General features: G+C 57.5%; 20 protein-coding genes and 1 pseudogene. 7 read left to right on the forward strand and 14 right to left on the reverse strand.

Annotated elements, in window-relative coordinates; genetic code table 11:
* Positions 1 to 57 precede the first annotated feature (57 nt).
* Positions 58 to 492 carry an alpha/beta fold hydrolase gene (locus RSAL33209_RS19840; protein ID WP_012246558.1) on the forward strand — a complete coding sequence of 145 codons (435 nt, stop codon included), beginning with the start codon at positions 58 to 60 and terminating at the stop codon, positions 490 to 492.
* Positions 479 to 934 carry a hypothetical protein gene (locus RSAL33209_RS19845; RefSeq protein WP_325050069.1) on the forward strand — a complete coding sequence of 152 codons (456 nt, stop codon included), beginning with the start codon at positions 479 to 481 and terminating at the stop codon, positions 932 to 934. The genes RSAL33209_RS19840 and RSAL33209_RS19845 overlap by 14 nt, the downstream gene beginning before the upstream one ends.
* On the opposite strand, the gene RSAL33209_RS14065 is transcribed toward RSAL33209_RS19845, so the two are convergent.
* The gene (locus RSAL33209_RS14065; RefSeq protein ID WP_012246560.1) at positions 931 to 1,950 is read right to left on the reverse strand and encodes a LacI family DNA-binding transcriptional regulator; all 1,020 of its coding nucleotides are present in this window, start codon (positions 1,948 to 1,950) and stop codon (positions 931 to 933) included. The two genes, RSAL33209_RS19845 and RSAL33209_RS14065, sit on opposite strands and share 4 nt — an antisense overlap.
* Before the next feature lie 104 nt (positions 1,951 to 2,054).
* Here RSAL33209_RS14065 and uriH point away from each other — a divergent pair, with 104 nt between their 5' ends.
* From uriH to RSAL33209_RS14080, 3 genes and pseudogenes are all read left to right on the forward strand, one after another.
* On the forward strand, positions 2,055 to 3,020 hold the full coding sequence (gene uriH / locus RSAL33209_RS14070) for a uridine-preferring nucleoside hydrolase UriH (RefSeq protein ID WP_041684841.1): 966 nt from the start codon (positions 2,055 to 2,057) through the stop codon (positions 3,018 to 3,020).
* Positions 3,017 to 4,428 (forward strand): annotated as a pseudogene (uriT, locus tag RSAL33209_RS14075) (uridine transporter UriT). Before uriH ends, uriT begins: the two are co-directional and overlap by 4 nt.
* Complete coding sequence (locus RSAL33209_RS14080) at positions 4,425 to 5,339, forward strand: ribokinase (RefSeq protein WP_012246564.1); 915 nt, start codon at positions 4,425 to 4,427, stop codon at positions 5,337 to 5,339. The pseudogene uriT and the gene RSAL33209_RS14080 overlap by 4 nt, the downstream one beginning before the upstream one ends.
* 25 nt (positions 5,340 to 5,364) lie before the next feature.
* Here RSAL33209_RS14080 and panC read toward each other — a convergent pair whose 3' ends face one another.
* The 10 genes from panC to ftsH form a co-directional block, all read right to left on the reverse strand.
* Entirely contained in the window at positions 5,365 to 6,252 is an 888-nt protein-coding gene (panC, locus tag RSAL33209_RS14085) for a pantoate--beta-alanine ligase (RefSeq protein WP_012246565.1), read from the reverse strand.
* A complete protein-coding gene (locus RSAL33209_RS14090; RefSeq protein WP_041684842.1) occupies positions 6,249 to 7,205 on the reverse strand; it encodes a Rossmann-like and DUF2520 domain-containing protein in 957 nt (318 codons plus the stop codon). The genes panC and RSAL33209_RS14090 overlap by 4 nt, the downstream gene beginning before the upstream one ends.
* An 11-nt stretch (positions 7,206 to 7,216) precedes the next feature.
* On the reverse strand, positions 7,217 to 8,674 hold the full coding sequence (locus RSAL33209_RS14095) for a PH domain-containing protein (protein ID WP_012246567.1): 1,458 nt from the start codon (positions 8,672 to 8,674) through the stop codon (positions 7,217 to 7,219).
* A complete protein-coding gene (locus RSAL33209_RS14100; RefSeq protein WP_041684843.1) occupies positions 8,671 to 9,180 on the reverse strand; it encodes a PH domain-containing protein in 510 nt (169 codons plus the stop codon). The genes RSAL33209_RS14095 and RSAL33209_RS14100 overlap by 4 nt, the downstream gene beginning before the upstream one ends.
* A 42-nt stretch (positions 9,181 to 9,222) precedes the next feature.
* Positions 9,223 to 9,744: a DUF3180 domain-containing protein gene (locus tag RSAL33209_RS14105; protein ID WP_041685855.1), complete on the reverse strand. Its 522-nt coding sequence runs from the start codon at positions 9,742 to 9,744 to the stop codon at positions 9,223 to 9,225.
* Between the two features lie 58 nt (positions 9,745 to 9,802).
* On the reverse strand, positions 9,803 to 10,309 hold the full coding sequence (gene folK, locus RSAL33209_RS14110; RefSeq protein ID WP_012246570.1) for a 2-amino-4-hydroxy-6-hydroxymethyldihydropteridine diphosphokinase: 507 nt from the start codon (positions 10,307 to 10,309) through the stop codon (positions 9,803 to 9,805).
* Positions 10,306 to 10,689: a dihydroneopterin aldolase gene (folB, locus tag RSAL33209_RS14115; RefSeq protein ID WP_012246571.1), complete on the reverse strand. Its 384-nt coding sequence runs from the start codon at positions 10,687 to 10,689 to the stop codon at positions 10,306 to 10,308. Before folB ends, folK begins: the two co-directional genes overlap by 4 nt.
* Before the next feature lie 2 nt (positions 10,690 to 10,691).
* Positions 10,692 to 11,642, reverse strand: coding sequence for a dihydropteroate synthase (gene folP, locus RSAL33209_RS14120; RefSeq protein WP_012246572.1), 951 nt, complete (start codon positions 11,640 to 11,642; stop codon positions 10,692 to 10,694).
* Positions 11,643 to 11,664: 22 nt separating this feature from the next.
* Positions 11,665 to 12,270, reverse strand: coding sequence for a GTP cyclohydrolase I FolE (gene folE / locus RSAL33209_RS14125; protein WP_012246573.1), 606 nt, complete (start codon positions 12,268 to 12,270; stop codon positions 11,665 to 11,667).
* Between the two features lie 89 nt (positions 12,271 to 12,359).
* Positions 12,360 to 14,474, reverse strand: coding sequence for an ATP-dependent zinc metalloprotease FtsH (ftsH, locus tag RSAL33209_RS14130; protein WP_012246574.1), 2,115 nt, complete (start codon positions 14,472 to 14,474; stop codon positions 12,360 to 12,362).
* A gap of 307 nt (positions 14,475 to 14,781) precedes the next feature.
* On the opposite strand from ftsH, the gene RSAL33209_RS14135 reads away from it, so the two are divergent.
* The gene (locus RSAL33209_RS14135; RefSeq protein ID WP_012246576.1) at positions 14,782 to 15,750 is read left to right on the forward strand and encodes a PDDEXK family nuclease; all 969 of its coding nucleotides are present in this window, start codon (positions 14,782 to 14,784) and stop codon (positions 15,748 to 15,750) included.
* A 198-nt stretch (positions 15,751 to 15,948) separates the two neighbouring features.
* Positions 15,949 to 17,169 carry a zinc metallochaperone AztD gene (aztD, locus tag RSAL33209_RS14140; protein WP_012246577.1) on the forward strand — a complete coding sequence of 407 codons (1,221 nt, stop codon included), beginning with the start codon at positions 15,949 to 15,951 and terminating at the stop codon, positions 17,167 to 17,169.
* On the opposite strand, the gene hpt is transcribed toward aztD, so the two are convergent.
* From hpt to RSAL33209_RS14155, 3 genes are read right to left on the reverse strand one after another with little or no spacing between them, the layout of a single operon-like run.
* Positions 17,160 to 17,711, reverse strand: a complete 552-nt coding sequence (gene hpt, locus RSAL33209_RS14145; RefSeq protein ID WP_012246578.1) for a hypoxanthine phosphoribosyltransferase — start codon at positions 17,709 to 17,711, stop codon at positions 17,160 to 17,162. The genes aztD and hpt overlap by 10 nt on opposite strands.
* 25 nt (positions 17,712 to 17,736) lie before the next feature.
* Entirely contained in the window at positions 17,737 to 18,828 is a 1,092-nt protein-coding gene (tilS, locus tag RSAL33209_RS14150; protein WP_012246579.1) for a tRNA lysidine(34) synthetase TilS, read from the reverse strand.
* A gap of 3 nt (positions 18,829 to 18,831) precedes the next feature.
* On the reverse strand, positions 18,832 to 19,926 hold the full coding sequence (locus RSAL33209_RS14155) for a zinc-dependent metalloprotease (protein ID WP_012246580.1): 1,095 nt from the start codon (positions 19,924 to 19,926) through the stop codon (positions 18,832 to 18,834).
* Between the last annotated feature and the right edge of the window lie 57 nt (positions 19,927 to 19,983).

The following is a 19,983-nucleotide window of genomic DNA, read 5'->3' on the forward strand; positions in this document are numbered from 1 at the left end:
ACATCCGCAAGCGACGACCGTAGCCTCCAATGAACCCGCACAAGGTAAGTTCGAATCATGCGCGAACGAACTATTCAGACTCCCGACGGCGACCATCTAGCTCTGTATAGCTACGGCACCGAAGACGCTCCGAGCAGCAACCGTTTGCTGGTCGTTGGCGGTGCTTTTTTAACCGCACTCATCTACCGTCCCTTCTCAATTGCTTTCGCAAAGGCGCTCGGTGAGGGGTGGGCCGTGGACGTGTACGACCGTCGTGGCCGGGGTAACTCGAGTGCACAACCAGCGGACTATTCCATGCGCACCGAAATTGCCGACGTCGAGCTTTTGCTTCGAGAAACTGGTGGCAACAAACTTCTGGGGCACAGCTTAGGCGGTTCGGTGGCGCTCAACGCCGCTCAAGAATTTGTCGGCGGCGAGCTAGAGCCAGATCGGTTAGCCCTCTACGATCCAGCGATCAACATTGATAACAGCATTGACCATGGGCTGGTTTGAGGCGTTTGAAAATGATGTTACTGCGGGGCGCTATGCACACGCCTGGGCAAGATTCAAACGTGGGTTCAATGCGGTCGGACCTTTGGCCAAAGTGCCGGAACCGATTTTGGCAGGACTACTAGGTCTCATTGCGCCAACTAGGACGGCAAAGGCAGCCAAAACTCTGCTGCCAACAGCCGTTGGCGAGTTGAAAGCCGGAATGCTCGAGGCCGAAAAGGCACAGGACTTCAGCCAGTTGCCCGCCACAACCCAATTCATGGTTGGCGCAAAAAGCCCAGAATACTTCCAAGAAACCGCACGCCGACTACACAATGCGGTGCCAGGCAGCTCGTTTGTCATCTCACCAAAAGGCGTACATGGCTCAGTGCCAGCGGCGGCAAAAGAACTCCTGAACGAGCTTGCAAAGTACTTCACCACGGAACGGCCCAGCTCCGAACACTAGCCGCCGGTGGAATCACGCACGATGAGTTCACTCGGCAAACTGATCTGAGTTTGTGCTAACTCTTGGCCTTCCATCAGGGCTTTTAGCTGAGATCCGGCGCTAACACCAAGCTGTGCGGCCGGTAATCGCACAGTCGTCAGGCTGGGATGACTCGAAGCTGAATAAGACAAGTCATCAAAGCCAGTGACAGCCAGCTTGCGGGGTACTTCCAGGTCCAGCGCCTTGGCTGCTTGAAGCACACCATAGGCGTGTGTGTCGGTACAGCACACGACGGCGGTTACGCCGGCTTTGAGCAGCTCGGGCCACGCGGCCAAAAAGGAACCAGCCGCCGCGCCCATATCGATTGTGCTAGCTGCCAAGACACCCTCGCAGATCTCGATGCCGCGTACCTGAGCCTGTTGAGAAAATGCTTCGCGGCGTAAAGCGAAAGTCAATGTTCCGGTGACCGAATCCAAATACGCAACTTTCCGGTGTCCTCGAAAATGCAAGTGCTCTGCGAGCTGAATGGCACCGGCCTCAACGTCCAAGTTGACTGTTGGCGCAGCAGTGGAAATTCCCTGCGCATCGAGTAAGACGATTGGACCCTCTACGGCTAGCTCGGCCAGGAACTGGGCACTTGGCGCATCCACTAAAAGGCCCGCCGGACGGAGCGCGAAGAGTTTGCGTACATCGTTGACATCAGGGAAATGTCCGTTATCCGTTACCGAGAGCAGGAGTTGGAAGTTCGGGCTAATTGCCTGCCGAATTCCGGTAATCACCTGCGAGTAAAACGCATTTGAGATATCAGGAGCAACTAAGATGACGAAGTTTCCCGCACCGGTGGCCAGCGAGCTCCCCGCGCTGTCCACGATGTAGCCAAGTTCCTCAATAGCACCTTGAACCCGGCTAACGATCTCCGCCGAAACCCGCCCTGCGGTTTTGCCGTTGACCACTAGCGACACTGTCGCGGTGGAAACCCCAGCCAAGGCAGCCACGGTTGCCGCGGTGACGGGCTTCGGTGGTTGAAGAGAAGCCATAGAGCGATGTTAGCCCGAACTTTGCATAAGTTAAGCGCTTGACGCGCTTCGTGCTCGAATGCGAAACTGCCAAAGGACTACCCCAAAGAAGTGGAAAGAGCGCAATGCCTGAACTGAATCTCAACCCGACCCCTCGAAAAATCATCCTGGACTGCGACCCAGGGCATGACGACGCCGTCGCCCTGCTCCTGGCGCATGGCAACCCGGAGATTGAGCTGCTCGCCGTAACCACCGTGGTGGGTAATCAAACGCTGGAAAAGGTCACCCGAAATGCGCTGTCAGTTGCCGCGATTGCCGGAATAACCGGCGTCCTTTTCGCCGCCGGAGCGGCCCGTCCACTACTGCGAGAAATCCAGGTAGCTCCTGACATCCATGGTGAATCCGGCCTCGATGGACCCGTGCTACCTGTGCCGGAAATCGAGCTGGATCCCCGGCACGCCGTCGACCTCATCATCGACACCGTGCTGGCACATGATCCCGGTACCGTCACACTGGTACCCACGGGAGGGCTAACTAATATTGCGCTCGCGGCGCGCCAAGAACCAAAAATCATTAGCCGAGTCAAAGAGGTTGTGTTGATGGGTGGCGGCTACCACGTGGGCAATTTCAGCGCCGTCGCCGAGTTCAACATTGCCATTGACCCAGAAGCTGCCCACATCGTTTTCAACGCTGGTTGGCCAGTAGTCATGGTCGGCTTAGATCTAACCCATCAAGCGCTGGCCACCCCCGAGGTTGCCACAAAAATTGCCGCGGTCGGCACCAAGCCAGCCAAATTCGTTGGTGAGCTTTTAGAGTTCTTTGGCAAGACTTACAAAGACATTCAGGGCTTCGACTCACCCCCGGTTCACGACCCTTGCGCCGTGGCCTATGTCATCGATCCGACCATCGTAAAAACTCGGAAGGTTCCGGTGGACATTGAGCTCACCGGCACGCTCACGTTAGGCATGACGGTGGCAGACTTCCGTGCGCCCGCGCCAGCAGATTGCAAAACGTCAGTCGCCGTCGAGCTGGACCATGAAGGATTCTGGGCGCTCATCGTGGACGCGCTGGAACGAATTGGGGAAAAATGAGTCTCACGATGAACACCCGAACTCGCTCCGTTGCTACCTTGATGGTGGCGCTGCTGACCGCTTGTATCGCTTTCCAGCTCAACGCCAGCATGCTCAGCCCCGCGTTGCTGAGCATGGGCCAGGAGCTGCACACTGACCAATCAGTCATTGGGCTAACGCAAACCTCGTTCTTCAACCGCGGCTGCGGTATTTTCACTCTTTCCTGCCCCGACTGAGCGACATTGTGGGCAGACGTAAAATCCTGGTCGCGATGATGGTGCTGATGGCCTTCGGTTCCGTGGTCAGCGCTCTTGCACCAGATGTCAGCTGGCTTTTTGTCGGCCGCATCATCCAGGGCGTCAGCGGGCCGACGGTACCGCTGTGTTTGATCATGTTGCGTAGCGAAGTCAAAGACGCCAAGAGCTACGGCACCTTGCTGGGCGTCATCACGGCCGTGAACGGCGGTGTGGCCGGCGTCGATTCGTTTATTGGCGGCTTTATGGTGGAGCACTTCGGTTTCCGTAGCATCTTCTGGCTGATGGTGGTTCTTGCCGCAGTGGCCGTGCTGCTAGTGCTGACTTTGACACCGGAATCAAAACCCGGCGCGGGCACCAGGATGGACTGGGTGGGCGTGTTCTTCATCGTGGTTGCCGTGGGCGCACTGCTGACCGCGCTCAACGAGGCGGCGAAGCTTCCTGGCGCGTTCGACGGCGGTACACTGGCGCTCGCCCTTGTGCTCTTGGTCATTGCCCTCGCTAGCTTTGCCGGATTCTGGCTAACCGAAAAACGCTCCTCACACCCGATGGTAGAAATTCAGCACCTCCGCCAGCGCGCAACGTGGGCACCGCTGCTCACCACCACACTCACCATGACCGGCATCTTCGCGATCATCAACGGAATCGTGCCCGCTTACGTCCAAGCGAGCAGCCCCGGATTTGGTGTTGGCCCAACCGAAATGCCACTGATGATCTTGACGCCGTACGCCCTGCTTGGCTGGATCGTGGGGCCCTTTAGCGGCCGACTCGCGCCACTATGGGGTTACACCAAAGTGTTGCGAATTGGCTTGATCGGCTCACTGATTGCCTTGGCCGTGATCGGAATCTTCGGCTTGAATAATCTGCCGCTGATGATTGTTGGCACTGCTCTGCTGGGCATCGCGTATGCCGGCTGTGTAAACATTATGCTCAACGGTTTGGGCGTACTGCTCTCGCCAAGTGGAAATCCCGGATTTTTACCTGGTATGAATGCTGGCGCGTTTAACCTCGGCGCTGGGCTGAGCTTCCTCGTGAGCCTGGCACCAGTAGGCGGCAGCGGCGCCTACCTTGCCGTCGTAACCGTTGGCATGGTGATTACCACGGTAGCGCTAGCTACCTCATTCTTGATCCCCCAACCGGCATCCGCCGAAGTACAGACCGGAGTAACTGCGTGAGCAAGAAAAAAATCCTAGTTTTTGGTTCACTCAATGCGGATCTGACCATCTATTGCGAGAAGTTACCGCAGCCTGGTGAGACCATCCACGGCTCCGATTTTGGCGTGAAACCCGGCGGTAAGATTGCCAATCAAGCAGTGGCTGCCGCTCGTCTAGGTGGGCAAGTAACTCTTATTGGCGCCGTGGGCGACGACGCCAATGGCCGAATGCTGCAGGATTCTGTTCAGGCGGCCGGCGCGGACATCAGCCAATTGCGCACCGTAACCGAACCAACTGGGGTTGCCGTGATTTCAGTGGATAGTCACGGCGAAAATAGCATCATTATTTCCGCAGGCGCTAATGGCACCCTGAGCCCCGCACACGTTGCCGCGGCCGACTTCTCCGGGGCCGGCGTCGTCTGCCTTTGTTTGGAAGTCTCATTGGAGACCGTTCTTGCTGCGGCTAGGGCCGGGCACGACGCCGGGGCCACCGTAATGCTCAATCTGTCCCCTTATGGTGCGGTACCGGATGAGCTGCTTGAGTTGACCGATATTTTGTTGCTCAACGCGCACGAGGCCGCCGACCTTCTGGGTGCCGACCATCAGGGCGATTGGATTGCCGCCGGTGCGCATTTCGCGGAACGTGGACTGCCTAAGGTCTTAGTAACGCTCGGCGGTGAGGGCTCGGTAGTGCTCGATTCGACGTCGGCCGAACCCGTAACAAAAATCGATCCGCTCAAAGTCTCACCTATCGACACCACAGGTGCAGGCGATGCCTTTACCGTTGCGGTTGCTGCGCAATTGGCTTCTGGAGCCTCGCTTGTGGCTGCCGCCCGCTTTGCCTCGGTTGCTGCGGCAATCGCAACTACCCGCAAGGGCGCTCAAGCTTCCTACCCGGACGCGGCCGAGGTAGCCGCAGAATTGAATCGCTAGCCGGAAGTGCCATCGATATTGGTGTTTAACCGGCGATGAGCGGAGTGTTGTCGATCAAACACACTGGACCAATTTTGGCCGCGAGTATCGCAAGTGCTTGCCCCGTAAAGGGAGTCTCCCGGCAATTCTCACCAAGCGCGGCGAAGGTCAACGGGTCAATGACCTCAAAATAATCAAGCTCCACTAATGGCTGGCTCCGCACCATTTCGACGACGGAGTCTAGCTCGAGCGGTTCGCGGTTCGAAGCCCGCGCGGCAAGTAAATTCAAGGCCCGGGAAAGCACCAACGAGGCTTCATGCTCGGCATCTGACAAGAAGCGATTCCGGCTAGAAAGCGCTAACCCGTCATTCGCCCGCACTGTTGGTACACCAACAATTTCCAACGGGAAATTCAGATCCGCCACCATCCTGCGCACCAAGGCCAGTTGCTGCGCGTCTTTTTGACCAAAATAGGCTCGGTATCCGCTACGCACCGCTGGTTGCGCGGCGTGCAGCAGTTTGGCCACCACGGTCAGCGCACCATCGAAATGTCCGGGCCGTGAAGCCCCTTCGAAGACTTCACCTAGCGCACCAGCAGATACCCGAACCATCGGTTGATCGCCTGGATACATTTCCGCTACCGACGGCGCAAAAACCAGATTGACCCCCACCGATGATAAAAGTTCAACATCGGTTTCCAGGGTCCGTGGATAACGTTCCAAGTCGCTGGGATCCGCGAACTGCAAGGGATTGACGAAGATCGACACTGCGGTAACAGACTCTGCGGCCACCGAGGTGGCCGCCAACCGAGCGTGCCCAGCATGCAATGCACCCATAGTTGGTACCAGGCCAAAAGAAGGTTGCTCGCGCTGGGACAACAAATCCGCCGAGGCCTCACGCAACTCCGCAATCGTGCGGACCACGGCAATACTCACGTGCTCTCCTGTTCATCATCGGAATCTTGCGACCCTGCATCCTCAAGCTCTTCGGCCTGAGCGGAGCTGCCGGCCAATGCGTTTTGCAGCAAACCGAGTTGCTCAATACTCAGTTTTCCCCGCTCCACGGCCCGCGCCGCCGTCGTGCTTGCCATCGCTCGGTAAGCGGCCAGGATCTCAGCTGATGACTCAGCCAGCGCGTCGATATGAGCGCGAACCGTACCTACGTCACCGCGGACCACGGGTCCGGTCAGGGCATTTTCACCTGACGCGAGCGCGTTATCCAAGGCTGCCCGAAGCAACGGCCCTAACAACCGTTCAGCTCCCACAACGCCAATGCTGCCGAGCAGCTCTGCGGATTGCGCCACTAAAGTTGCCAAGTGATTAGCTCCGTGCGCCAATGCTGCGTGATAAAGCGGCCGATCGGCTTCAGCAATTACTACTGGCTCAGCCCCCATCTCCACAACCAATGCTTGCGCGATAGGCAGCATTGCGGCATCGGCAGTCACACCAAAACTCGAATCTGGCAACCTGGCCAAATCCATGCTCAATCCGGTGAAAGTCATCGCCGGGTGAATAGCCAACGGGATCGCGCCCGCCGCGCGTATCGGCGAAAGAACGCCCACACCGAACCGTCCAGAAGTATGCGCAACAATTTGGCCAGGCTGCCAGGCACCGACGGCGGCTAAGCCGGAAACCAATGGCTCAAGCGCATCATCTGGCACCGCGAGTAACACTAGCTCCGCGCGTTCCACCACGTCTGGGATAGTCAGCACCGGAACCTGTGGCAGGAGCAGCTCAGCTCGTTCCTTTGACGCTTCGGAAACAGCAGAGACACCCACGACAGCGTGGCCAGCCGCACGCAACGCCGCACCAAGCACCGTGCCTACTTTGCCCGCACCGATAATTCCAATACCGAGCCGACCAGGCTTCTCTTGCGGCCCATAACTCATAGTGGTGGTTCCTATTCTTGCTCCTGCATCCAACGCTCCGGCTTAGCGATCCGTCGGGCTTTCGCTGCGCGCGCCGACTGGGCCACGAACAATTCGCGAGCTGTTGAAATATCCATGTGGTGAACCAGCGGCTTCACCGGCCCCGGCGTCGAATGCAGCACAAAGTCGGTCAATCCGAGCGCGCGCTGCAAAGGTCCTTGGTTTAGCTGCAAAGACTGCGTACGTTCGTGCGGCACAACCTGCAAATGTCGAGAAAACACGCTGTGCCGGCACAATAATGCAGTATCGGTTGCGCGGTAGGCATTGCGCCGCAAGGCTAAAGGATCGATCCAACGCGCCCGCCCAGGCGAATGCTGAAAACCGCCAGCCGTGCCCTTTCCATTCAAAGCAGCGGTAAAGACCTCTTCAGGATTGGCAACGCCCGGATCCGAAAAGATCAGCGATAGCACCGCGAAAACTTCTGGCATCTTTCCTACCGGCAGCAGAGTGCTCCGGCTTTCGTGTTCCGAATCTCCGTAACCGGCTACGTTCACGTGCACTCGATACCAACCAAACAGGCGCCAAACCGGACCCTGGCTAATCCCGACAGCTTGGATTCGGCCCGGCGGAATTGTTTGGGAACGAGTTTCTAACAATCCATAGTGCAACCTGATGCCGTCCGGTGAGGTGGCAATCCGGAAATTGAAGTCTTTTGAAAACCGCTGCCAATAACCACCGCCAAGACCCAAAATCACTGGCAATAAACCAATCAATGCGCCCCACCAACCAAGGGACGCCATCACGATCAACACGACCGCGACAATCATGAGCACCACGGTCAGTTCGGAAGCCACAATTGAGCCGAGAATCCGGGGTGGCGCAATCTGAAGTACTTGCTGTTCTGGGGCCTCTTCGACCGCAGTCGGATTTTCCGGGTCTACTTTCACGCCAGCGGCCCGGGCAAGGATCGCAGCCCGCAACCGATTCGCCTCATCGAGCTTCAAGAATGAGAGCTTCATCGCGGATTTTCCAGCATCCGCGACTTCAAACTTCAGCTCCGCCAGGCCAAGCAGTCTAGCCAATAGCGGTTGCACAACATCGATAGCTTGCACTCGGTCAATCCGCGCCTGGCGCTGCTGCCGGAAAATAAAGCCAGAGTTGATCCGCACGTGGTCATCGGTCACCTGATAGCGCGTGAAGAACCAGGAAAGCACAAAAACAGTGCCGAAAACGACGACAGCGCCGCCCACCACCAGCGCGACAACCCACCAGGGCAAACCCTCGCCGCCACCACGGCCGGAAATCCCCTGTTGGAAAAGTTGTTCGAAGAAGTTACGGCCAAACACCACCGCGACTGCGACTACCGCTACCCAACCACGAACCGCGGGCGACGCGGGATGCACCCGATGCCACTCTTCGACTGAATCCGTGTGGAATCCGCGACTATTTTGCGGGCCGGACTCGTTTATCGGAAGGGGTTGAACGGTCACAGCCCCGCCAATTTCGACTCTCCGAGCGCGGAAAGCTTCTCCCGGAGCCGAGCCGCTTCCTCGGTCGGTAAGCCTTCGATCAGCGCATTCGTGCCCGGCGAAGCAGTATGCAATTTGAGCGTAGCCAAGCCCAAGGCGCGTTCCAGCGGCCCCACGCCGACGTCGACGTACTGCATCCGTCCGTAGGGGACCACTAAAACTCGTTGAAAGAACAAGCCTTTACGAATCAATAAATCTTCATCGCATTCAGCAAAGCTGATCGCACGAACTTGGCGAGGCACCAACAACAATCGCCATATTCGAATCACCGCTGCGCCAATAAGCAAAATCCAGGCCAGCCAAAGCGGAAACCCTGGCCACCAACCGATTCGCTGGAATACCAGCGGCATGGCAAAGAGAATCAACACAAATAGCGGGCCCAGGCTTTCACGCAAGATTCGCAAAGTCACCAGTTTTGGCGAAACGCGCAACCACTGGATTCCGACCGGATCGATCGGCTCTCTCATGTTTTGCTCCTTCTGAATCGCCAACGGGGACTTCAAACAACCTTACCGGGCGAATTCTTCGCCATCTGCGCTGCCCTCTTCGCCCCGTGGGCCCTTAGCACTATCGCCGCCGTTCTCGGGTGGCACCCGGCAAAACCGCTCTGTCATCAACCCCGCAGCCACCATCAGCGCCGAGCCGCCCAGCAAAGCAGCTGGCAAAGCCAAAACCCCGGCACTTGCACCGTAAGAAATCACAATCAATCCGTCAATCAAAACGCCCAAATGCCAGCCAAACAAGAGCGCGCCGGCGTAGGTGCTTGCCTGCGCCAAGACTAAGGTCCTAGCGGCCATAATCGGATCCAGCGATCTATCTCGATTGCCGTTGCGCCAGCTGCGCACTCCTAACCCAAGGACCACAACAGCTAAAATCACTAGCCCTAAAGTAATCAAGGAACTATAAGGCAGGGCCGGCGTCGGCAAGCCAACTCGCCTCAGCAGCATCGATATCAGCCAGCCAGCCACAGCACCAAGCAGCACCACAACGGCTAGCCAGAGCGGCCGAATGGTGCGTAACTGCGACTTCATCTTTTCCTTCACAGATATCTACTGGGTCTTTGTTTCAACGGTACCAATGCCAGAAGACTCAGGAGGGATATCCGTCAAAGTCTTCGACGCCGTGCAAATCATCCGCTGCGGCAGCGAGCTCACGCACCGTGCGGCCAGCCAATGTTGCCTGTGGATTCATCAATAGCCACGGCACAAGCACAAAAGCTCGCTCGGCCGCCCGTGGATGCGGCAACGTGAGCTCCGGATCGTCCTGCTGCAAATCGTTGTAGGTAATGATGTCCACATCAAGAGTGCGCGGCCCCCAGCGCACAATTCGCTCTCGGTGATGCTGGGCCTCGACTGCCTGGCAATGAGCCAATAGCTCGGTCGGGCTTAGCTCAGTTTCAATTTCCATCACCATGTTGAGATACAGCGGCTGTTCCGCCGGACCACCTACCGGCTGCGTTTGCACCACTGGCGATACATCGACCAAACGAACCAAGGGATGCTCGACGACGTCTGCAACACCCTCGGCGAGCGTTTCAAGGCGCTCGCCAAGGTTTGAGCCGAGCGCCAGTACCGAGTGCACCGGCAGCTTACTCAAGTCCGCTCCCGGTAGAGCGTTACCGAAACATCACCGAACGGAACCTGAATCGGAGCTTTGGGTTTGTGCACCGTAATCTCTACGGCATCTACCGCGAACTCCTTGAGGAGCTTTTGCGCCGTCCGTTCTGCCAGAGTCTCAATCAGATCAAATGGCTCACCGGTGATCATCGCCTTGATTTCTTCAGCCACCTCAGCGTAGTTCGAGGTCTTTTCGAGCTCGTCGTTGGCCGAGGCTGGCCGAACATCAGTGAAAAGCACCGCATCGACAATAAACGGTTGACCATCACGTTTTTCCCGTTCAAAAACACCGTGATGACCAATAGCGCTCACACCGGTCAAAGTGATTCGATCAGGACGGTTTAGCGCCTTAGCTGCCACTTTCAGACTCCGCTGTCTGCGGCGAGAGATACTTTGGCCGAGCTAGCTGCGGCGGCGATCCGGGCCGCAACCTTAGCTGCGTGCAGATTGCCCACTACGTCATGCACCCGAACGGCCCAGGCACCCTGCGCGGCAGCTAGTGCGGTAGTTGCAATCGTGGCTTGATCTCGCTCAGCTGGTGCAGCGGCTTTGCCGGCGGTAGTCAATAAGGAGCCAAGAAAGCGCTTCCGTGAGGTGCCAACAAAAACTCGGTGCCCTAGCTCGTGGAAGCGGCTCAAATTGCCCAACAGTTCCCAATTCTGATCCGCGGTCTTGGAGAAGCCCAGGCCCGGGTCCACGATGATGTTCTCTTTGGCAACCCCGGCGGCATAGAGCTTCTCCAGGGCAGCCTTTAGCTCAGCTAAAAAGTCGTCAATCAGATTGTTGTAACGAATTAGCGAGTCCATGGTCTTAGCATCGCCGCGACGGTGCATCAGCACGTAAGGGACCTGGCGTTCAGCCACCAACGTGACCATCTCGGCCGAGACGCTCATGCCCGAAATGTCATTGATAATGGCGGCACCGGCGTCGAGCGCCTTCGCTGCGGTCTCAGCATGTCGAGTATCCACGCTGACCAACGCACCCGCTTTGACCATGGCCTCAACCACGGGCATGATGCGTTCCTGCTCAGTAGTCGGATCGACTTCCTCGGCACCTGGTCGAGTCGACTCGCCTCCGATGTCGATGACGTCTGCCCCGGCGTAAAACATCCGGAGCCCATGCGCGATCGCTGTGTCTAGCGAGTTGTATGAACCGCCATCACTAAACGAATCCGGCGTGACGTTGAGAATGCCAAAGATTACCGCACGATCGGTGGGCAGCTTGTCGTATCGGGCAGCTGCCCGTGGTGGCCGAAGGGTGGGCAGCGGCGAAGTGGCCGGGCCGGTTCCTGGTGCGGCGGCAAGGGAGTCCATAGTTACCTTCTGTCGTTTTGGGTCATTTGCCGAGAATCAAGCTCATGGCTTCGGCGCGAGTTGCCGGGTCGTGCAGTATGCCACACACCGCCGAGGTAACGGTCTTCGCGCCTGGTTTACGAACACCGCGCATCGACATGCACATGTGCTCACACTCGACGACGACAATAGCGCCGCGCGGCTTGAGGTGCTCGACAAGTGCATCCACGATTTGCGTCGTAAGTCGCTCTTGGACTTGCGGACGCTTAGCAAAGACATCAACCAAACGGGCAAGTTTGCTCAGCCCAGTCACTTTCCCGTCGGCTGACGGGATGTACCCAACGTGCGCTGAGCCGTGGAACGGAACCAAATGATGTTCACACGTTGAGTAAAACGGTATGTCTTTGACCAGCACAAGTTCCTGATGCGAGATGTCAAAGGTTCGTGAAAGAACTTCTGCCGGGTCTTGGTTTAGTCCGGAAAAGACTTCCGAGTAGGCTCGGGCCACTCGCTGCGGGGTTTCCATGAGTCCGCTGCGATCTGGGTTTTCACCAATCGCAATCAAAATCTCTCGTACCGCAGCTTCAATTCGCGCTAAATCCACAACCGATTTGGCGGGTACTTGCGCTTCTTCGTCGACATCACACACGACAGTGATCCTATCTGGAATCCCTGGAGCTTCGTTGCGCCAGCCTCACGATCCGCAATCTAGCACGGCGCGTTTAGCGACTTCGGAGGCTAGCTTCCTTTGCCATCCTGAGTTTGACCTTCACCCGAGGACTCGGACGAAGAACCGCCAGTAGCTCCCCCGCCTGGGTTACCCAGCGTTCCACCGGTAGCACCGCCGGGCGCATCAGAAGGACCAGAAAGGTTTGCGGAAGCGATTTGTTCCTGCGGCGTCACAGTATCCGGATCCGGTTCGCCAGCTTCGATTGCGTCGCGACGCTCCTTAGCTGAAACCACCGGTGGAATATTCGACACTGGACGAGAATCTGCTGATAGCCAAACGTCACGCAACTCGCGCTTGCGAATGTCGTGGAAAATCTCTGCGATCTCAGCTTGGTTGAGCGTTTCGCGCTCCAACAATTCCAAGGCCAGGCGATCCAAGACATCGCGATTCTCAATCAAAACCGCATAGGCCTCGTCATGAGCTTCTTCGATGAGCTTACGTACTTCCTCATCGATCATCGCTGCGACGGCCTCTGAGTAATCCCGGTCCCGGCCGGCGTCGCGCCCCATAAAGGGTTCGCTGCTGCCGGAGCCAAGCTTGACCGCACCAACGCGTTCGCTCATGCCGTATTGGGTGACCATCGAGCGAGCCGTTGCGGTGGCCTTTTCGATGTCATTTGAAGCACCAGTGGAAGGATCGTGGAAGACGATTTCTTCAGCAACTCGGCCGCCCATTGCGTAGGACATCTGGTCCAAAAGCTCGTTCCGAGTGATTGAGTACTTGTCGTCCTCGGGAACCACCATGGTGTAACCCAAAGCGCGGCCTCGGGGCAGAATGGTGATCTTGGTGACCGGCGCCGAATAGCGTAATGCAGCAGCAACTAGGGCGTGGCCGCCTTCGTGGTACGCAGTAATTTTCCGTTCGCGCTCTTTCATCAAACGAGTGCGTTTCTGCGGCCCCGCCATCACACGGTCAATAGCTTCGTCAAGGGCACGATCGTCGATCAGCTGAGCGTTCGAGCGCGCGGTCAGCAGCGCCGCTTCGTTCAAGACGTTAGCTAAATCAGCGCCGGTGTAGCCCGGAGTCTTTTTGGCGACTGCGTTGAGATCAATGCCAGGAGCCATCGGCTTACCTTTAGCATGTACATGCAAGATTTGCTCACGGCCAATTCGGTCCGGAGCCTCCACAGGAATCTGCCGATCAAAGCGGCCTGGTCGAAGCAAAGCCGGATCAAGTACGTCGGGGCGGTTAGTTGCCGCGATCAAGATCACGTTGGTTTTGACATCGAAGCCATCCATTTCAACCAGGAGCTGGTTGAGGGTCTGCTCACGCTCATCGTTACCACCGCCGATTCCGGCACCACGGTGACGCCCGACGGCGTCGATCTCATCAACGAAGATTATGGCCGGTGAGTTCGCTTTAGCCTGCTCGAACAAGTCGCGCACACGGCTGGCACCAACGCCAACGAACATCTCGACGAAGTCTGAGCCGGAAATAGAGTAGAACGGCACTCCAGCCTCACCAGCGACTGCGCGGGCAAGCAGCGTCTTACCTGTTCCTGGCGGGCCGTACAAAAGCACGCCCTTGGGAATTTTGGCGCCAACAGCTTGGAACTTTTGCGGTTCCTGCAAGAATTCTTTGATCTCGTGGAGCTCTTCAACGGCCTCGTCCGCACCGGCGACGTCGTTGAAGGTGACCTGCGGATTGTCTTTGGAGACAAGCTTCGCTTTGGACTTACCAAACTGCATGACCTTGGAGCCGCCACCCTGCATCCGGGAAAGCAAGAACCAGAAGATCACACCAAGGATCAGAATCGGCACGATGAGCTGCAGGAAGCCCACGAAGAAGTTGTTCTGAACGGGTTGGTCATCGAAGTTCGAGACCTTTGCATCGTTCAGCGCAGCGATGACGTCCTTTTCGCGAGCATCAACAACGTAGAACTGAACACTCTTGCCAAGGTTTTTATTGTCCTTGTTGAAGTCGTCCTTGAGCATCAGGTCTACTCGCCCTTCGGCGTAGACCTTCGCAGACTGGACTTTAGAGTCCTTGATCAACAACATACCGTCTGAGGTATCCACGCGCGACGAGCCGCCAGCGTTGAGCAGCGAGAACCCAATGGCCCCCAAAACCACCACAATGATTATCCAGACAATCGGACCCTTAAGGAGTTTCTTGATATCCATGTACCCCGGGGACTAGCCCCGTCCTTCCTGCTACGTTCTTCGGCGCCTTCGAGTTTGAACCCTACTTAGCTATACACCGTCCGCAGTCATTCACGCACAACGAGTCCCCGAAGTTCCATTCAGAGCCCGAATGTTCCCTCAGAGCAGAACGGCACTCCAGTAATTTTGCCACCGATATTGGACGGAGCCGCACAAATTTCAGCGGCTCCGTCCAATATCGGTGGGTTCTAGCCGGAACTTTGGCCGAGTTATCCACATTGGGTGCTAACGCTTCCCGGACCGATTCCGCTGATGTGAAACTCGGAACATGGACAGACCCACCATCATTTACGCCGCTGATCAAACCAGGACTGGCCGGGACCCAACGCGGCTGGCATTCCTTGCCAAGCGTGGGCACCTAGTTCGAATTCGACACGGCGCCTACGTGTTGAAGGAACAGTGGGAATTGTTATCCGAGCAGCAAAAATACGGGCTCAAAGCAGATGCCTTGGCAAGATTCGTCAAGTCTGAACCAGAGTTCTGCGGCTTCTCAGCGGCAATGCTTTGGGGACTTCCGCTGCTGAACATTCCCCATGAACTCCATATTCTGAGTAACGCACCGAGGCGCGGTCGATCGCGCAACGGCGTCCAAACTCATTACGCAGCGCTCACCGGAAACATCAGCAAACTGTCCGGTTATCAGCTGACCGATAAGGCCCGGACAGCAATTGAACTAAGCCTCGAATTGCCGTTTATCGAAAGCGTGGGAATTATGGACGCCGCTCGACGTCCTACCTGGTCCAAACCTGTTGACAATTGGTCGGCTTGGACGGAGTCTTTGCCACGGGGATTTCCCGTGTCCGTGGCCGAACTCATCTCTCTCGCCGAATCATTGCCCACCGCGGCCTCGCGAAAGCGGGCCCAGTTCGTCATCGAGTTCTCCTCGCCGCTCGCCGAATCGCTTGGCGAGTCGATCAGCAGGGCACAAATGCACCTTGAACGTTTTCCGCCGCCAACGCTACAAAACGTTTTCACGACGGCGTCAGGACGCCGGTTTCGACCAGATTTTTATTGGAAAGAAGCCGGTTTGGTCGGTGAATTTGATGGTAAAGAAAAGTACTTGCGGCAAGACTGGTCAGGCGGGCAAAGCCCCGGCGATCGGGTCTTTGCCGAGAAACGACGCGAAGATGCGCTCCGCTCAATGGGCCTCAAAGTCGTGCGGTGGACTTGGGCCGAGGCGATCAGTAGGCCACGGTTGCGTAAATGCCTACTCGACGCCGGTCTTGAGCCGGCGTGATGCTCGGTTACCGCAATTTTGCCATCGATATTGGACGGAGCCGCACAAATTTCAGCGGCTCCGTCCAATATCGATGGCAAAGAGCTAGCCCGGAGCAACCTTAGATGCAAATGATTCTCATTTAAGTTTAGACTTGATGGCATGTAACCACCTCGAACCCTTGTCCCAGCTGCGCTAGCTGCTGCAGCGCTGATCGCGTTGACCGGTTGTGGGACCGGCCAGCCAGCACAAAGTTCCGCACCAACAATCACCGCGGGCGAGCATAACCACGCCAAACCAGAAAATGCGAAAGAGCAGGCGGGTCCCACGGCGCGCCTGCTACTTACCACCTCGCAAGGCTTGCTTACCCTCGATGCCAAAACCCTCAAACCAGTAGGCGATCCCCTCTCCTTAGACGGGTTCATTCGCGTCAACCCGGCCGGAGATGGGCGGCACGTTTTGATCTCCACCGAAAAGGGCTTTGAAGCGTTCGACGCCGGAAGTTGGGAATTCCCGCACGGTGATCACTCACACTTCTATACGATGCCGCCAAAGCTAACCGGCACAGTGTTCCCTGCCGACCATCCCGGCCACGTAGTGACTCACGGCAAAACGGCGCTTTTTGCTGATGGAACTGGCGAAGTGACAGTTTTCGACCCCGCTGAATTAGGCGGCAAAGAGGAGCCAAAAACTGAGAAACACCGCACCCCAGAACCGCACCACGGCGTCGCCGTCGCGCTGAAAAATGGGAACCTACTGACCACCCGCAGCAACGGTAAGGATCGAGTAGGCATCACCGTTCTGGACAAAATCGGCGACGGCGCGAAGGAAATCGCGCACGCGGCAAACTGCCCCGGCACACATGGTGAGGCGGTTGCGCAGGGCGAGGCCGTCGTCGTCGGCTGCACGGATGGTGCCTTGGTTTATCAGGACGGAAAAATCCACAAGGTGCAGGCTCCCGATGCGTACGGCCGGATTGGCAACCAAGCCGGCTCAGACAAGTCACCGGTAGTGCTGGGCGATTACAAAGTCGACAAAACCGCGAAACTGGAGCGGCCTAGCAAAATCAGCCTGATTGACACCCGAACTGCGACGCTAAAACACGTCGATCTTGGCGCCAGCTACTCGTTCCACTCCTTGGGTCGCGGCCCGGCAGGTGAAGCTCTGGTTCTTGGCACGGACGGGTCTCTGCACGTCATTGACCCGGAATCCGGCAGCGTCCGCAATAAGATTCCAGTCATTCCAGCTTGGACTGAACCCGAAGCGTGGCAAGAGACGCGCCCGGCGCTATTTGTCGACGGCGCGACCGCTTATGTCACCGAACCTAGCCAGCAAAAAATTCACGCAGTAGATCTCGCGAGTGGTGCCGTGCTAAACACCGGAAATCTGCCATCAATCCCGAATGAACTGACCGGAACCAGCGGAAAATTTTACTCGTAAACGTGCGGGGCCAAGGTGCCCACGAAGTCGAGGTTGCGGTACTTCTCAGCAAAATCTAGACCGTAGCCGACCACGAATTCGTTGGGAATGTCATAGCCGACGTATTTCACGTCAATTTCCACCTTGGCCGCCGCAGGCTTACGCAGCAACGTGCAAATTTCCACCGAAGCCGGGCCGCGTGAAATCAAATTGGCGCGTAGCCAAGACAGTGTCAAACCTGAGTCGATGATGTCCTCGACGATGAGCACATGCTTGCCCATCAGATCGGTTTCCAGATCCTTCAGAATTCGCACCACACCGGAAGACTGAGTGCCTGAGCCATAGGAAGAAACAGCCATCCAATCCATCGTGACATGGCTATGTAGCGCCCGCGCAAGATCGGCCATGATCATCACCGCGCCCTTGAGCACACCAACCAGCAATACATCCCGTCCCGCATAATCTGCGTCGACCTGAGCGGCGAGCTCAATGACTCGACTTTGGATTTGCTCCTTGGTGTAGAGAACGTGCTTGAGATCTGCTTCGACGTCGCTTGAATCCACCCGATGCTCCTGACTGGGTTAGAACCTAATTGGCTTGGTTTGGCTGAGAAGGTCGTTTCAGTACTAGTTTCCCATAGCTTGGGCCGGAGTTTCGCGCCTGCCGATAGGCGCTGACTTTGCCCGCAAGTTGAACAGGCCCAGCCGAGCCATGCCGCCGCAATAACGCCTCCGCAGCTCGCAACCTTTCAAAGCTGGGCTGGGTTCCACCTAAGTGCACGACGGCGAGCGCTAAGACTCGGTGCCGCAACGCGGGTGCTAACTGGTTGAGCTCCGCTTCGGAGAGCAGTACCTGCTCGGGCGCGAGCTCAGCAATCCGGTCAAACTCCGCTTGCGCGAGCTGATCCAGGAAGTCTGCGTCTTGGGCCAGGATCGAAGCTGAGCGGTAAAACGACTCCGCAATTCCGGGGCCAAGCTCAACTTCGAGATACGGCAAAACATCGTGCCGGATTCGCGAGCGAGTAAAGCCCGGATCAGAATTACTGGGATCGCGCCAAGGCTCTAGCGATTCGACGGCGCAGATTGCCTCGGTCTCTTCGCGGCTTAGCGGCAAGAACGGGCGCAGGTGCACGCCACCGGGAAATTCACGCCGGGCGGGCATGCCGCTGAGCGATCGTGTTCCGGAACCGCGGGCCAGGCCAAGCATTACTTGTTCGGCCTGGTCATCCAGGGTGTGACCGAGCAATACTGCCACAGCACCGTGTTCGACGGCGGCCGCCTCCAGGGCACCGTAACGCGCCACCCGCGCGGAGTCTTCCGGCCCGCCCGGGCCAGCGACGACGTCGACCGTTCGGATCTCTACTGGCGCCAAGCCGAACGCTCGCAGCTTCGCAGCAGTCTGCTGTGCCACCGCTGCGCTGCCGTCTTGCAGGCCGTGATCGACGATGATGGCACCGACACGGAACGACTTCCGATTGTTGAAAAATGCGGCAACCGCCGCGAGCGCGAGCGAATCTGGCCCACCGCTGCAAGCCACCAGCACTAAGTCCGTTGCCTCCAACTCCGGCAATGCCTCGCGAAGGATCTTGCGCGCCTTACCCACCACTGGTTTGAGTCGACGGCGCGGGCCAGCGAAATCCGGTCGAGCCGAGACCGGACCGATTGATTCAGAGGATGACACGAATCAGATACCCATCCGCTGCACCCATAAGGCGGGCTCGTGGATCTCAGTCTCAGTGGGAAGGTTTTCCACTGACTCCCAGACCGCGTTGAATCCAGACATGCCAACCTCGGCAACGACGGCACGGACAAATCGCGCACCGTCGCTGTACTGGCGCATCTTTGCATCCAAGCCAAGCAAGTTGCGAATGAACTTCTCCACTGCACCGCGGTCTTTGCCACGCGCATTGAAGCGCTGCCGAATGGTTTTCACGGTAGGCACGATTGACGCATCAACTGCATCCATTACGACGTTTGCGTGCCCTTCAAGCAAGCTCATGACCGCGGTCAGATGCGATAACGCAGCCTTCTCTTGCGGGTCCTGCAGAAGCCCCAGCAGCCCCCCGGACTTTTGCGGTTCGCTGCTGCCGGAACCGCGCACCGCGGAACCCAGGCGCCCACCCAGCGTGTCGATGTTTCCCAATAATAGGCCGCTTAGCTTGTCTACTTCAGAGAGCATGTGGTCTCGAAGCCACGGCGCAGCAGCAAATTGCACCCGATGTGTTTGTTCATGCAGGCAGACCCAAAGCCGGAAGTCGCTGGGGTCAACGCCCAGCTCGCGCTCGATCGAAATAATGTTTGGTGCCACTAATAACAGCCGCCCAGCCCTGGGTGCTGTTGAGCCGGCAGCCATCGCGGCGAAGGGATCGTATTGCCCCAGCACCTTTGAGGAGAGAAACGCCAGAATTCCACCCAATTGCGCGCCGGTCACGGTGCCACTGACCGCACGAGCAGCAGGCTTCAACACTTTTTCGGTACTTGCTTTTTCTTCAAGCCTGGCCAGCGTGGAAGCCAGCATCACGGAGAAGCTCTGGGTATTGGCTTTAGCCCAAGACGCCCTGTCTACGATCAGCACTTGCGAATCCCGCAGATCTGCGGCGGCATCCAAGCCGGTGATCTGATGAACATGCGGCACTGATTTGTCCGCCATTCGGCGCAGATCTGCGACGGCAGCGCCGATTTCGCTGCTACTCAGGGTGGGTCCTGCTGGGGAGAGTCTTGCCGCCGTCGACGCTGCAAGCTCCCAGTTGATCAGATTCTGTTTCTGCAAAGCGTTCACGGAACCATCACATCACAGATACTTCCGTCCAGACCGTCCTGCCGCTATCGGCTGAAT

The sequence above is a fragment of the Renibacterium salmoninarum ATCC 33209 genome, from assembly GCF_000018885.1.
In the GTDB taxonomy this organism is placed as follows: Bacteria; Actinomycetota; Actinomycetes; order Actinomycetales; family Micrococcaceae; genus Renibacterium; species Renibacterium salmoninarum.